13 protein-coding genes are annotated in these 13,276 nt (G+C 53.1%); 7 read left to right on the plus strand and 6 right to left on the minus strand.

Going from position 1 to position 13,276, the window contains the following annotated elements; genetic code table 11:
* Positions 1 to 18 precede the first annotated feature (18 nt).
* Together CUN67_RS07120 and CUN67_RS07125 are read left to right on the plus strand one after the other, a co-directional pair.
* Positions 19 to 162, plus strand: coding sequence for a hypothetical protein (locus CUN67_RS07120; RefSeq protein ID WP_013508612.1), 144 nt, complete (start codon positions 19 to 21; stop codon positions 160 to 162).
* A 42-nt stretch (positions 163 to 204) separates the two neighbouring features.
* Positions 205 to 378 carry a hypothetical protein gene (locus tag CUN67_RS07125; RefSeq protein ID WP_167379240.1) on the plus strand — a complete coding sequence of 58 codons (174 nt, stop codon included), beginning with the start codon at positions 205 to 207 and terminating at the stop codon, positions 376 to 378.
* Here the strand turns inward: CUN67_RS07125 and CUN67_RS07130 are convergent.
* The gene (locus CUN67_RS07130; protein WP_208714605.1) at positions 375 to 1,535 is read right to left on the minus strand and encodes a beta-glucosidase; all 1,161 of its coding nucleotides are present in this window, start codon (positions 1,533 to 1,535) and stop codon (positions 375 to 377) included. The two genes, CUN67_RS07125 and CUN67_RS07130, sit on opposite strands and share 4 nt — an antisense overlap.
* A 153-nt stretch (positions 1,536 to 1,688) precedes the next feature.
* Here CUN67_RS07130 and CUN67_RS07135 point away from each other — a divergent pair, with 153 nt between their 5' ends.
* A complete protein-coding gene (locus tag CUN67_RS07135; protein WP_302882401.1) occupies positions 1,689 to 3,149 on the plus strand; it encodes a phospholipase D family protein in 1,461 nt (486 codons plus the stop codon).
* Positions 3,150 to 3,180: 31 nt separating this feature from the next.
* Here CUN67_RS07135 and mdoC read toward each other — a convergent pair whose 3' ends face one another.
* Positions 3,181 to 4,305 carry a glucans biosynthesis protein MdoC gene (mdoC, locus tag CUN67_RS07140; protein ID WP_208714606.1) on the minus strand — a complete coding sequence of 375 codons (1,125 nt, stop codon included), beginning with the start codon at positions 4,303 to 4,305 and terminating at the stop codon, positions 3,181 to 3,183.
* 266 nt (positions 4,306 to 4,571) lie between these two features.
* On the opposite strand from mdoC, the gene CUN67_RS07145 reads away from it, so the two are divergent.
* The 3 genes from CUN67_RS07145 (at position 4,572) to CUN67_RS07155 (ending at position 9,078) form a co-directional block, all read left to right on the plus strand.
* A complete protein-coding gene (locus tag CUN67_RS07145; RefSeq protein ID WP_208717094.1) occupies positions 4,572 to 6,107 on the plus strand; it encodes a glucan biosynthesis protein G in 1,536 nt (511 codons plus the stop codon).
* The gene (mdoH, locus tag CUN67_RS07150) at positions 6,100 to 8,649 is read left to right on the plus strand and encodes a glucans biosynthesis glucosyltransferase MdoH (protein ID WP_208714607.1); all 2,550 of its coding nucleotides are present in this window, start codon (positions 6,100 to 6,102) and stop codon (positions 8,647 to 8,649) included. The genes CUN67_RS07145 and mdoH overlap by 8 nt, the downstream gene beginning before the upstream one ends.
* A 201-nt stretch (positions 8,650 to 8,850) precedes the next feature.
* Entirely contained in the window at positions 8,851 to 9,078 is a 228-nt protein-coding gene (locus tag CUN67_RS07155) for a YceK/YidQ family lipoprotein (protein ID WP_208717095.1), read from the plus strand.
* Between the two features lie 3 nt (positions 9,079 to 9,081).
* Here the strand turns inward: CUN67_RS07155 and CUN67_RS07160 are convergent, their stop codons facing one another.
* The 3 genes from CUN67_RS07160 to CUN67_RS07170 form a co-directional block, all read right to left on the minus strand.
* Positions 9,082 to 9,480, minus strand: a complete 399-nt coding sequence (locus CUN67_RS07160) for a MysB family protein (protein WP_208714608.1) — start codon at positions 9,478 to 9,480, stop codon at positions 9,082 to 9,084.
* Between the two features lie 113 nt (positions 9,481 to 9,593).
* Entirely contained in the window at positions 9,594 to 9,860 is a 267-nt protein-coding gene (locus tag CUN67_RS07165) for a hypothetical protein (RefSeq protein WP_021186040.1), read from the minus strand.
* A 554-nt stretch (positions 9,861 to 10,414) separates the two neighbouring features.
* The gene (locus CUN67_RS07170; RefSeq protein WP_208714609.1) at positions 10,415 to 11,338 is read right to left on the minus strand and encodes a Kdo(2)-lipid IV(A) acyltransferase; all 924 of its coding nucleotides are present in this window, start codon (positions 11,336 to 11,338) and stop codon (positions 10,415 to 10,417) included.
* A gap of 267 nt (positions 11,339 to 11,605) precedes the next feature.
* Here CUN67_RS07170 and trhO point away from each other — a divergent pair, with 267 nt between their 5' ends.
* Entirely contained in the window at positions 11,606 to 12,661 is a 1,056-nt protein-coding gene (gene trhO, locus CUN67_RS07175; RefSeq protein ID WP_208714610.1) for an oxygen-dependent tRNA uridine(34) hydroxylase TrhO, read from the plus strand.
* Positions 12,662 to 12,699: 38 nt separating this feature from the next.
* Here the strand turns inward: trhO and CUN67_RS07180 are convergent, their stop codons facing one another.
* The gene (locus CUN67_RS07180) at positions 12,700 to 13,275 is read right to left on the minus strand and encodes a YceI family protein (RefSeq protein ID WP_208714611.1); all 576 of its coding nucleotides are present in this window, start codon (positions 13,273 to 13,275) and stop codon (positions 12,700 to 12,702) included.
* Position 13,276: the final 1 nt, after the last annotated feature.

Genomic DNA, 13,276 nt, shown 5'->3' on the forward strand with positions numbered 1-13,276 from the left:
TATTTCTATTGAGTTCACATGAGTTCACCTGCTCCACCCGATGATCACGACGAACCTTTGCGCCAGCCGCTCGACGATGCGCAGTTTGCCATTGTGGTACTTGCAGTGACCTCGGTTACCCTTATAATCTTTGTCCTGATGATGACGTTATGGATGAGCTAAGGCTTGTTGCAACGGGTATCGGAAGCCTGCAAGGAGATGTTGATGGAATCCAGAGATGACAAACTGATCGCCATAATTGGCCTGCTTTCGGCCTGTCTGATTGGCGTGGTATTCCTGTTCACCATGACCTGGCTCACCGATGTGCGCCATCCTGCTGACCGTTCTCTCGATGTTCAAACCTGCGGTCCGAAAAACGCCGAAACCCAGCAATCTTAATCCTGCCGCCGTTTTTGCCACTTAATCTGCTGGCTACGTAACTCCAGCGCTAAGGCCTCATGTAGCGTGCGATTGCCGTTGGGATCCCCCAGACCAAATAATGGCCCCGGTGAACGACGATCATCAGCCCATGCCGGATACTCCACCACCGGATAAAGCGAAATGCCTTCCAGCGCCACCCCTTGTTCCAGAGCCAGCATCGCTTCTTCAGACACCTGACGCAGCCAGGGTGCGCGCGCGTCGCCCTCCGCGCCGGTTTCTGCCAGCAGCAGCGGCCGCTGATAACGCTGCCAGCATTGCAACAACAGGCGATGCAGCGGCAGGCGTGAGGGATGGTCATCGGGTAATGGGTCACCCGGGAAAAACCAGTGGTTATCCGGATAGTAATTCAGGCCAAGGATATCAAGAAAATCTTCGCTGCCGCCCAGCTCCGGCGCATCGCGCCCGGCCAGCCAGTCCCAGGCTTCGAACTGTGCCTGATGCTGCGCATCGGCATAGGGTTTGCTATCCGGGTTAGCGGGATTGGTGGCCACCTGCACCAGCGGATCGGTCAGCACAAAACGCGCCTGCGGATAGACCTCGCGAATCGCATGCATTGCCGCCAGCGAAGCCCGCACCAGCTGACGCTTCAGCTCCTTACCACGATCGCTGGCGTAGGGGTTAAGCCATGCGACATCTGCACCGGCCCACGACCAGAAGGAGATCTGATTGACGGGCGTGAAGAACGGCTGCTCCACGCCCTCATTACGCATCAGTTGCGCCATCGCGCGGGCGAAGCGTTCAAAATGATCGACAAATGAGGCATGGAAGATATCGAGATGATCGGGATAACCAAAATGCATCAGCTCCCAGATGATTTGCAGATCGTGACGCGCGGCGGCGTGTACCATCGGCAGAAAGGAGCGCCAGTCATATTCACCTGGGGTGGCTTCAATCAGATACCAGCGTGCGCCATCGCGCGCGGTCAGCAGTCCCTCCTGCTTGAGTGCGGCATAATCTTTTTCCAGCAGCATGTCATGGCCGCTGCTGATCACCATATCCAGGCGTCGCCCTCCGGCGCGACGGGCGCTGGAACAGGGAAAACTGCCCTGAAAAAAACTGCGAAACAGCCGGGGCTGATAGCGCGGGGACGGGGGAACAAGGGGGTGTTGCGCCATTTTCCTCTCCTCACGGGGCACGCCGAATGCAGAACGTTTCGCTAAGTCTAGACTAAATTAACAGCGGGCCAGCAACTGTTACCGGAAGCCTCCGATTGCGATGCGCAGTGCGACCTCCAACAATAAGAATATGATGAGTTTCAGGGATCCTGTATGAGCGAAGCCGCACCACGCCATTCTGCGGAAAAAGACCAAAACTGGCTGAATGAAATCACGGATGCGCGCTGCGCGTCACATCCGGGCATGAGTGGGATCCATCCGCTCAATGATGGACTGGACGCCTTTGCCGCCCGTTATTTGCTGATGGGCATGGCCCGGCGCACGCTGGATGTGCAGTATTACATCTGGCATAACGATATGTCGGGTCGTCTGCTGTTTAGCGCCTTGCTGGACGCGGCAGAGCGCGGTGTCAAAGTGCGTCTGCTGCTGGATGACAACAATACCCCCGGACTGGACGAGACCCTCGCCGAGCTGGATCGTCATCCCAATATCGCCGTCCGGTTGTTCAATCCTTTTTCCTTTCGCACGCTGCGCATGCTCGGTTATCTGACCGACTTTGCCCGGCTGAATCGCCGTATGCACAATAAAAGCCTGACGGTAGATGGTGCCGCGACCCTGGTCGGCGGGCGCAATATCGGCGATGAATATTTTGGCACCGGCGATGAACCGCTGTTTACCGATCTGGACGTGATGGCGATAGGGCCGGTGGTGCAGGAGGTGGAGCATGATTTCGAGCGTTACTGGCACAGCAAAGCGGTGTCACCGCTGCATTGCGTGGTCGATGTTGATCACGATGGACGCCAGGCGGTACGACTGCCCACCGCCTGGCAACACAGCGAAGCGGTGCTGCGCTATATGGCCCGCCTGGAGCAATCCTCTTTTGTCAGCCAGATGGCGGAAGGGACGCTGAGTATGACCTGGGCGGCCACGCGTTTGTTAAGCGATGATCCGCGTAAAGGGCTGGGTAAAGCGAAGCGGTCTTCCCTGTTACCCCAGCGCATGCTGGAGGTGATTGGTACGCCGCAACAGCAATTTGACATCATCTCGGCTTATTTCGTGCCGACGCGTGCCGGGGTGGCACAGTTGCTGGCGTTGAAGCGACGCGGGGTCAAAATCGCCGTGCTGACCAATTCGCTGGCAGCCAATGATGTCAGCGTGGTGCATGCCGGTTATGCGCGCTGGCGCAAGAAGCTGCTGCGTCACGGCATTGCTTTGTACGAACTGAAGCCGCAGGCCAATGCCAGCGAGGCACCGCACGACCGTGGGCTGACCGGTAACTCTGGCTCCAGCCTGCACGCCAAAACCTTTAGCGTGGATAATCGAAAAGTTTTTATCGGCTCGTTTAATTTCGACCCGCGTTCAGCGGTGCTGAATACCGAAATGGGGCTGGTGATTGAAAGCGACGAACTGGCGCAGCGCACCCATCAGCGCTTTATTCAGGGGATGCGCGATCGTGCCTGGACCTTACGTCTCGATGGCTGGGGGCGGGTGAACTGGGTGGAATATCCGGCAGAGGCGGGCGAAGTGGTCCATATCCATGAGCCGCAATGTACCTGGGTACAGCGTTTGCTGGTGCGGCTGGTATGGCGCTTGCCGATTGAGTGGTTGCTGTAAATAAAACGGGCCAGCTAAGCTGGCCCGGCGGCTATTTGCGTTGTGGTTTCCCCGAGAACAGGAAACGCAACAACGGAATGCGCAGATGGATTTCATACAACGCAAACGCCACGCCAAACACCATCAACAGGCCGAGGAAAAAACCCAGGGTATCGTTGCTGATCAGCGGCGTGATAAAAATGCCGTACAGCAGGGTGAGCGGGTGGTGCACCAGGTAAATAAACAGTGAGGCATTCACCAGATACATGATGCGTGGTGAGTGACTGTTCAGCAGCTTGTGCCCGAAGCAGAAACACACGTTCAGCATGCACAGGCCCATCAGGGTTGAAATCACGTCGTCGATTTCATACAACCAGCCATCGCCACTGCTGAAGCGCTGGTTCAGACTATAGGCAACAAATACCGCAATCGCGCCAAAGCACATCACCGGATTAAAACGGACAAACAACGCCTTCAGTGGCGGATGTTTCCAGCTCAGTGCGCCCAGCATAAAAAACGGCAGGAAGAACAGGCTTTGCATCACGGCGGTGCTGAACAGTCCATCCATCAGCCAGTTGGGCTGGAAGGTGAAAATGAGACGACGGAACACGCACCACAGCAGCGACCATGCCAGCAGGACCAGCGTCAGTTTGCCCCAGCCAACGCGGGTATAATCAATCTGACGATGCTGGCTGCGCAGCCAGCGAAAGGTGATCATTCCCAGCGTGGTGAGGATCACCAACACCACCAGAAACCACAGATGGGAAATCAGGTCCCACACCAGCGCATTGTATTTCTGATACAGGGTGAAGCTGTCCCAATCTCCTACTTTATCCGTAAGATTTTTTAGCATAAAAAACTGCGGCAAAGTGATGAGCGGCACGGCGGTCAGCAGCGGAATACCCACGCGCTCCAGGCGGACCTTTAACCAGCGCTGTGGCTGATAGCGCAGATAAAGCATGTAGGAAAAATAGCCGGAGATGACGAAGAACACCTGCATGCGGAAGGCGTGAATAAAATCATTCAACACCGTCAGCCACATCGAGGCATCCTGGCTATTTACTGACCATCTTTGTGTGGAGTAAATCAGGGAAACGTGGAAAGGCACGCCCAATAACATTAAATAAGCTCGAATCGAATCGAGAAAATATTCGCGTTCGGATTTTGCTGCAGTCATAAGCATCCAATTGTCTGAGTCCTGGCCGGCTTCGCCCTGAAACCGGATTATGCCGGAGTAAAATTCTACCGGCTGTAAACAGGGTATACTATCAGTAGATTCTGTATCGTTTAATAATCCTAAAAGCGCATTTTCGACTTACAAATAGAGGGAACATTCGTTTACATACGCTGTCGGAAAAACGAATAATCCTTTAAGATATGCGGGTTTGATCTAAGCACACGAAAGGGGGGGATGTGCTGAATATAGTGAAAAATAAGGCCGGACTGATGAAGATGCGCTGGGTTGGTGCAGCAGTTCTGCTGGCGTTGTACGCAAATAATAGCTGGGCGTTCAACCTTGATGATGTAGCAAAACAGGCTCAGGCCCTGGCAGGGAAAAGCTTTGAAGCGCCTAAGAGCAACTTACCCTCTCAGTTTCGTGAAATGAAATATGCTGATTATCAGCAGATCCAGTTTAACCACGATAAAGCTTACTGGGGCAAATTGCGTACACCGTTCAAACTGGAGTTTTATCACCAGGGTATGTATTTCGATACACCGGTGAAAATCAACGAAGTAACGGCCAATACGGTGCGTGAAATCAAGTACAACCCGGACTATTTCAACTTCGGCAACGTCAAGCATGACGCTGACGCGGTGAAAAACCTTGGTTTTGCCGGATTTAAAGTACTTTATCCGCTGAACGAAAAGGGTAAAAACGACGAGATCACCAGTTTCCTCGGTGCCAGCTACTTCCGCGTGATCGGGGCGGGCCAGGTGTATGGTCTGTCGGCGCGTGGTCTGGCGATTGATACCGCTCTGCCATCGGGCGAAGAGTTCCCGCGCTTTAAAGAGTTCTGGATCGAGCGACCAAAACCGCAGGACAAGCAACTGGTGATCTATGCATTGCTGGATTCACCGCGCGCCTCAGGTGCGTACCGTTTTGTGGTGCGTCCGGGTAAAGAGTCCACCGTTGATGTGCAGTCAAAAATTTATCTGCGTGACAACGTCGGCAAACTGGGTGTCGCTCCGCTGACCAGCATGTTCCTGTTTGGCGCAAATCAGCCGTCGCCGGTCAGCAATTTCCGTCAGGAATTGCATGATTCCAATGGACTTTCCATCCATGCCGGTAACGGCGAGTGGATTTGGCGTCCGCTGAATAACCCGAAACATCTGGCGGTGAGCACCTTCACCATCGAAAGCCCGAAAGGTTTTGGTTTGCTGCAACGTGGCCGCGATTTCAGCCACTATCAGGATCTTGATGACCGCTATGACCTGCGCCCGAGCGGCTGGGTAGAGCCGTTAGGTGACTGGGGCAAAGGCCATGTCGAGCTGGTGGAGATCCCCACCGCCGATGAAACCAACGACAATATCGTGGCTTTCTGGACGCCGGAAAAACTGGCTGAACCGGGTAAAGAGATGAGCTTCCAGTATCGTCTGCACTTTACCCGTGACGAAAACCTGCTGCATTCCGATGATGTTGCCTGGGTGAAAGATACCCTGCGCTCTGCGGGTGATGTGAAGCAGTCCAATCTTGTGCGCCAGCCAGATGGCAGCATCGCCTTTACTGTTGACTTTGTCGGCAGAGCAATGAGCAAACTGCCGGAAAATACGCAGGTTGCCCCACAGGTCAGCGTGGGTAATAACGCCGAGGTGGTTGAGCAGAGCGTGCGTTACAACCCGGTGACCAAAGGCTGGCGTCTGGTATTGCGTCTGCGCGTGAAAGATAACAAGCAGCCGACGGAAATGCGTGCGGCGCTGGTTAGCGGTGACAAGACATTGACGGAAACCTGGAGCTATCAGTTACCAGCCAATGAATAACTCGACTTTTACACCTCAATCTTACGTGGAAGCTCTGCCGCTTGATGCGGCAGAGCGCGCCCGCCTGAGCGCATCGCTACAAAATGCCCAGGCGTTCCACGCTATTCATACGTCACTGGGGCATGATGTTGCCGCCAGTGAGCGCCTGGATGATGCCCCGTTAAAATCGGTGTCGTCCCGTGTGCAGATGGCCTGGCCAGATTCGCTGGCTGATGGTCAGCAGCTGGGCAAGGATTATCTCGACCGCACCATTCTGAAGGCGATGCCGAAGGTGAAGCGTTCGCTGATGTTCCCGGAAGCCTGGCGTACCAACCCGATTGCCCGTGCCTGGGATTCGATGCGTGGGCGTAAGTCTGCGCCGCGCTCCACCGCGGACGAAGAACAGAAAGTGGAAGAGAAGTGGCGTCACGTGGGCTCGATGCGTCGTTACGTCCTGCTGATTCTGACGCTGTTGCAAACGGTGATCGCGACCTGGTACATGAAAACCATTTTGCCGTACCAGGGCTGGACACTGCTCGATCCCATGGAGCTGTTCAACCAGAACTGGTTGCAGTCGGTGGAGCTGATTCTGCCGTACATTTTGCAGACCGGTATTCTGTTCCTGTTCGCCATTTTGTTCTGCTGGGTCTCCGCCGGTTTCTGGACCGCGTTGATGGGCTTCCTGCAGTTGCTGATTGGCCGTGATAAGTACAGCATCTCTTACTCAACGTCAGGCGATGAACCGCTAAATCCGGAGCATCGCACCGCGCTGATTATGCCGATTTGTAATGAAGACGTGGAACGTGTTTTCGCGGGCCTGCGTGCGACCTGGGAATCGGTCAAGCGTACCGGCAATGCGGAACACTTTGACGTTTACATCCTCAGCGACAGTTACGATGCCGATATTGCCATCGCCGAACAGAAAGCCTGGATGGAGCTGGTGCGTGATGTGGGTGGCGCGGGCAAGATTTTCTATCGTCGCCGTCGCCGTCGTGTGAAACGTAAGAGCGGCAACATCGATGACTTCTGTCGTCGCTGGGGCAGCAACTACAGCTATATGGTAGTGCTGGACGCTGACAGCGTGATGAGCGGTGAGTGTCTCACGGGTCTGGTGCGCATGATGGAAGCGAATCCAAAGGCCGGTATTATCCAGTCATCACCGAAAGCCTCGGGTATGGACACGCTGTATGCCCGCTGTCAGCAGTTTGCTACCCGCGTCTACGGCCCGCTGTTTACCGCTGGCCTGCACTTCTGGCAATTGGGGGAATCACACTACTGGGGCCATAACGCCATCATTCGTGTGAAACCCTTTATTGAACACTGTGCGCTGGCACCGTTGCCGGGCGAGGGCTCCTTTGCCGGTTCGATTCTGTCGCATGACTTCGTTGAAGCTGCGCTGATGCGTCGTGCCGGTTGGGGCGTGTGGATCGCCTACGATCTGCCTGGGTCCTACGAGGAGTTGCCACCGAACCTGCTGGATGAGCTGAAGCGTGACCGCCGCTGGTGTCACGGTAACCTGATGAACTTCCGCCTGTTCCTGGTAAAAGGGATGCACCCGGTACACCGTGCGGTGTTCCTGACGGGGGTGATGTCCTATCTTTCGGCTCCGCTGTGGTTTATGTTCCTGGCGCTCTCCACCGCCTTGCAGGTAGTGCATACGCTGATGGAACCGACCTACTTCCTGCAGCCGCGGCAGTTGTTCCCGGTGTGGCCGCAGTGGCGTCCGGATCTGGCGATTGCGCTGTTCTCCACCACGCTGGTTCTGCTGTTCCTGCCGAAACTGCTCAGCGTGGTGCTGATTTGGTTCAAAGGCGCAAAACCGTATGGCGGGGCAGTGCGGCTGTTTTTCTCGCTGTTGCTGGAAATGCTGTTCTCGGTACTGCTGGCACCGGTGCGCATGCTGTTCCATACCGTGTTTGTGGTCAGCGCGTTCCTTGGCTGGGAAGTGGTGTGGAACTCACCGCAGCGCGACGATGATGCGACACCATGGAGCGAAGCTTTCCGTCGTCACGGTTCGCAGATGCTGCTGGGGATTGTCTGGGCTGCGGGCATGGGCCTGCTGGATCTGAACTTCCTGTGGTGGCTGTCGCCGATTGTTTTCTCACTGATTCTGTCGCCGTTCGTGTCTGTCATGTCGAGCCGCGCGACCCTCGGTCTGAAAAGCAAGCGAGCGAAGCTGTTCCTGATTCCGGAAGAGTACGATCCGCCGAAAGAGCTGGTGGATACCGATAGCTACCTGCAATTGAACCGTGAACGTGCGCTGAAAAACGGCTTTATGCATGCGCTGTTTAACCCGGCATTTAACGCGCTGGCGACGGCGATGGCGACCTCACGCCATTTGCATAGCACCTTGCTCAATCATGCCCGCGATCGTCGTGTGGATCAGGCGCTGAGTGATGCACCGGAAAAACTGAATCGCGAACAGCGCTTGCAGCTGATTAGCGATCCGGTAGTGCTGGCTCGCGTCCATACCCGCTTGTGGGAAAGTAGTGAGAAATATCATCAGTGGGTGGAAAGCTATCAGAAGCTGAAGTTAAACCCACTGGCACTACAGCAGCATTGATGAAGAGCGCAGGCTGATTAAGCCCGCGAGATAAAAGCCGCTATCGTGTCGCGATAGCGGCTTTTTTTATTGTTACAGTACGATTAACCGGCAAGACTGTTCCGACTAACGCAATCTTTACGCTATCAGGTGTAGTTATTCACCCGCACTGACGGCTAAAATAACGCCAGTCCATTGTGAGTAATTGTTGTGAATCGTTTCCTGAAATTAACTGTCGTCAGTGCCGCCATCATGTTGCTTAGTGGCTGTGGCAGCATCATCAGTCGTACCGTGCCCGGCCAGGGACACGGTAATCAATACTACCCCGGAGTGCAGTGGGATGTGCGTGATGGCGCATGGCGTATGCTGACCATCCTTGATCTGCCGCTGTCATTGGTGATGGACACGCTGTTATTACCGGTGGATGCCCATCACGGTCCTTACGAATAACCTCTACGCCCAGCGGTCAGAATCACTGTTATCATCGTCCCACTCGGCCGCTGCGGCTTCACCTTCTTCGGTGTCCTCCGGCGGTTCAAGCTGAAATTCACCTTCATCCCATTCGTGCAGGGTATTTTCCGACTGCCACTCCTGGCGTAACTCGATTTCTTCGAAGTCACCGTCAAAAATCGCCTGTGCAGCTTCACCACTGCGGATGGGCAGGCATTCCCCTTGCTCATCTTCATCAGCAAAGAATTCGGCCTGCCACATGATATCGCCATCCTGCATGACATATTTTTGCAGGGCAAACTGGCTGACGGCTGCATCTTCCGCATCCAGCCCCGGCTGGCTGGCGAGAAACTCCTCACGTGCTGCTTCGATGGCTTCTTCTAAAGTGGTAAACATGCTCATCGCAATCTCCTTGCCTGTTGAATAGGGATTTCAGAGAAGGATAGACGAAAAATCAGCGGGAGTTGTGAGGAATAACGTCCGGACGGATGAGGTGAAACATCCGCCCGGACGGGTCAGTGCATTTTCTGGGGAAAATGCAGCACAGGACGCACAGATTCACGAATAACAGGAGCAGAGTAGCGAATACAGCATTTAATACAGGGTTTCACCTTTTTAAAATTAATACGTGCAATCGATAAAGCCTGATTTAAATTGTAAAGTGTACCGATAAAGACCATATCTTCCTTTTCCGGCAGACGTTTACACTCTTTGCGGTGTAACAGGTGATAATTATCCTGATCGGTACTGACCGTCACATAATAGTAGATGCCTTTATTCATATTATGGGTTCCTGCGGTTTGCTGTGTGTAATCTTTTTATTTTTCTTGAGCAGTTATTGAACTAACTCTCATAAATGAAACTAACTGGAATCGATTTTGTGAACAAATTCCAGAAAGGTATAAGTAATGCGTATCTTTTTTAGAAACGGAATAAGTAAGCTATCTGTTAAGATAATACCTTGTAAATTAAGTTAATTTTTCTGTATTGATTAGCGAACTCAAAGAATTCAACAATATTAAATAGGAATATGCCTGGAATCAGAAAAATTCAGATCCGCAGAGGTCTGGTGTAATCGGTAAGATTTTCTTTAGTGGCTGAGGAATAAATCCATGATATGAAGGGAATTGCGTTTATTATTTGTCACCAGGCTTCACCAGAGGACATGATTTTCTGTTTTTTGTGCGCGCTGACTCCAGATTAAAATGGCCTAAGAATATGCGTGAGCTTTAATTCAGATTGGTACAGTTTTCGCCGGATATTGGCGGATAATATCATGAATTAAGGCAAATTTGATTACAGGCGAAGCGGGACACGCACGGTGTCCCGCTTCACATTAATAGCGTGAAGGTTCACCTTCCGGGCGCGTTTTGAAACGACGATGCAGCCACATGTATTGTTCCGGGGCCAGCAACACGCTTTCCTCAACCACCTTGTTCATGCTAATGGCGGTGTCGAGTTCATTTTCCAGCGAGAATTTGTCACGGATATCCGGCATGATCTTCATCTCGTAACCACGACGGTTGGGCAGGCGCTGTACCAGAAACGGCACCACGCTGGGATTCCCCAGGCGGATTAACATATGCGTGCCGGTGGTGGTGGCGGCATCCTTAACGGCGAAAAATGGCGCGAAAACACTGCTGCGCGGGCCATAATCGTGGTCCGGTGCATACCAGATAATGTCGTTGTTTTTCATCGCACGGATCATGCCTTTCAGATCTTTGCGGTCCAGCATGCTTTTATTGGAACGCATCCGACCCCAGGTTTGCAGCCAGTCGAGTAATTTGTTGTCATTCGGCCGGTACACGCCAATGCCTGGGTTATGCATACCAAAGACGCGCGCGCCGAGTTCCAGGGTAAGAAAATGCATACCGATCAAAAGAATGCCGCGACCGGCGGCCAGAGAAGAGTCGATATGTTCCAGCCCGCTACAGCTTACCCATTTGCGAATACGCCAGTCTGGCCAGAACCAGGCGATGCCGGTCTCGATCAGGCCCATGCCAACGGATTCGAAATTGTGTTTCACCATGGCATCACGTTCACTGACCGGCATATCGGGAAAGCAAAGCTCCAGATTACGCTGCGCGATTTTGACGCGACGTTTCAGGAAGCGCATGGCAATACGACCTAAACCACAACCAATAACATACAAAACCGGGTAAGGCAGCAGCACCAGTAAATAGAGAATGCCGATGCCCAGCCAGGTAAGCCAGTAGCGCGGATGGAGGAGTTCACGGGAAAATTGGGGAAGTTGAGTCATTGAAATGTCAGTATCCTGCGTCTTGTACCAGAGGTACCGGTTCCTGTTATTTGTCGCTATTGTGCCATTTTTTCTCTCTGACTGAAATCAAGCATAGACCTCCAGCAGGTAAGAGAAATCTGGCAAGCGCATTAAAATATAATTACCGTGCAGTTTTGCGTCGCGGGTCACTGTCAGGGGATATTCACAGCAAAGGCTTTGCATCGTGATGAATTCAGGTATCATGTGCGCGCTCATTTTTCCCGATTGATAACAGGAACGAACACCATGCCAGTGTTACATAACCTTGTTTCCAATAAAGAGCTGAAGGCGCGCATGTTGGCTGAAACCGAGCCGCGCACTACGGTCTCTTTTTACAAATATTTCCAGATTGCCGATCCTCAGGCGTTCCGTGATGCTTTATATATTGGCTTAACCCAACTCAAGGTGTTTGGCCGCGTTTACGTCGCCCACGAAGGTATTAACGCGCAAATCAGCGTGCCCGCCAGCCAGTATGAAAGCATGAAAGCGTTTCTGTATGGTTTCAATCCGGCGCTGAATAATCTGCGTATGAATATTGCGCTGGATGATGATGGCAAATCTTTCTGGGTATTGCGTCTGAAAGTGCGCGATCGCATTGTGGCGGATGGTATTGACGATAGCAGTTTTGATGCCAGTGCGGTGGGTAACTATCTGAAAGCGGCCGATGTTAACGCCATGCTGGACGATCCGGACGCCGTTTTTGTCGATATGCGTAACCACTATGAGTTTGAAGTGGGGCATTTCGATAATGCGCTGGAAGTGCCTGCGGATACCTTCCGCGATCAGCTGCCGATGGCGGTTGATATGCTGAAAGATCAGAAAGATAAAAAGATCGTCATGTACTGCACCGGCGGCATTCGCTGTGAAAAGGCCAGTGCATGGATGAAGCACAACGGCTTCGATGATGTTTATCACATCGAGGGCGGCATCATTGAATACACCCGCCGCGCACGCGAGCAGGGATTACCGGTGCGTTTCAAAGGCAAAAATTTTGTCTTTGATGAGCGTATGGGCGAGCGTATCTCTGATGATGTGTTATCTCACTGCCACCAGTGTGGTGTGCCTTGTGATACTCATACCAACTGCGTCAATGATGGCTGCCATCTGCTGTTTATTCAGTGCCCGAGCTGTGCGGAAAAATTCCACAATTGCTGCAGCCCGGTTTGTATGGAAGAGTCAAAGTTGTCGCCTGAAGAGCAACGTGCTCGTCGCGCCGGGCGCGAAAACGGCAACAAGGTCTTCAACAAATCACGTGGTTTGCTGAATATGACCATGGCGATTCCGGTGCCGGAGAAGAAATAATCCGGTGGCAGCCTGCACTGGTGCAGGCTGCCCGCGTATTACTGACGCACACCCTCGACAGAAATAATCAATTCGGCTTTTTGCGCAGCAGGACCTAAGTCTTTGCTGATATTAAACTCTTTCAACACAATCTCCCCGCTGGCTTCGAATCCGGCACGATAACCACCCCAGGGATCTTTACCTTCACCGATTAAACGGGCATCCAGCGTGACGGGTTTCGTCACACCATTCAGAGTCAGGTCGCCGGTAATTTTATACTCTTTGCCCTGTTTGCTGACGGCGGTGGAGGCAAAGGTGGCCTGCGGAAACTTGCCGGTGTTGAGAAAATCAGCGCTGCGCAGATGTTTATCGCGTTCGGCATGGTTGGTATCGAGGCTGTTGGTATTGATGGTGACATTGACCTTATCAGCCGCCGGATTACCCTCATCAAAGGTAAAGCTGCCATCGAAATCTTTAAAGCTGCCGTACAGCCAGCTGTAGCCGAGATGCTGAATTCGGAACTGCACGAAAGCATGCTGGCCTTGCTTATCAAATTGGTACTCGGCGGCGTTGGCCGACAGACTGGCGACCAGTAAACCGGCACCCGATAGCGCCAGTCGTGTTTTCTTAAGCATG

The sequence above is a fragment of the Pantoea cypripedii genome, from assembly GCF_011395035.1.
Lineage (GTDB): Bacteria > Pseudomonadota > Gammaproteobacteria > Enterobacterales > Enterobacteriaceae > Pantoea > Pantoea cypripedii_A.

What these genes read in the sequence shown, in the direction of transcription:
- mdoH (WP_208714607.1), top strand. Translation starts at nt 6,100, where the DNA reads ATGAATAACTCGACTTTTACACCTCAATCTTACGTGGAAGCTCTGCCG.
- CUN67_RS07160 (WP_208714608.1), bottom strand. Translation starts at nt 9,480, where the DNA reads ATGAGCATGTTTACCACTTTAGAAGAAGCCATCGAAGCAGCACGTGAG.
- CUN67_RS07135 (WP_302882401.1), top strand. Translation starts at nt 1,689, where the DNA reads ATGAGCGAAGCCGCACCACGCCATTCTGCGGAAAAAGACCAAAACTGG.
- trhO (WP_208714610.1), top strand. Translation starts at nt 11,606, where the DNA reads ATGCCAGTGTTACATAACCTTGTTTCCAATAAAGAGCTGAAGGCGCGC.
- CUN67_RS07170 (WP_208714609.1), bottom strand. Translation starts at nt 11,338, where the DNA reads ATGACTCAACTTCCCCAATTTTCCCGTGAACTCCTCCATCCGCGCTAC.
- CUN67_RS07130 (WP_208714605.1), bottom strand. Translation starts at nt 1,535, where the DNA reads ATGGCGCAACACCCCCTTGTTCCCCCGTCCCCGCGCTATCAGCCCCGG.
- CUN67_RS07125 (WP_167379240.1), top strand. Translation starts at nt 205, where the DNA reads ATGGAATCCAGAGATGACAAACTGATCGCCATAATTGGCCTGCTTTCG.
- CUN67_RS07120 (WP_013508612.1), top strand. Translation starts at nt 19, where the DNA reads ATGAGTTCACCTGCTCCACCCGATGATCACGACGAACCTTTGCGCCAG.
- mdoC (WP_208714606.1), bottom strand. Translation starts at nt 4,305, where the DNA reads ATGACTGCAGCAAAATCCGAACGCGAATATTTTCTCGATTCGATTCGA.
- CUN67_RS07180 (WP_208714611.1), bottom strand. Translation starts at nt 13,275, where the DNA reads ATGCTTAAGAAAACACGACTGGCGCTATCGGGTGCCGGTTTACTGGTC.
- CUN67_RS07165 (WP_021186040.1), bottom strand. Translation starts at nt 9,860, where the DNA reads ATGAATAAAGGCATCTACTATTATGTGACGGTCAGTACCGATCAGGAT.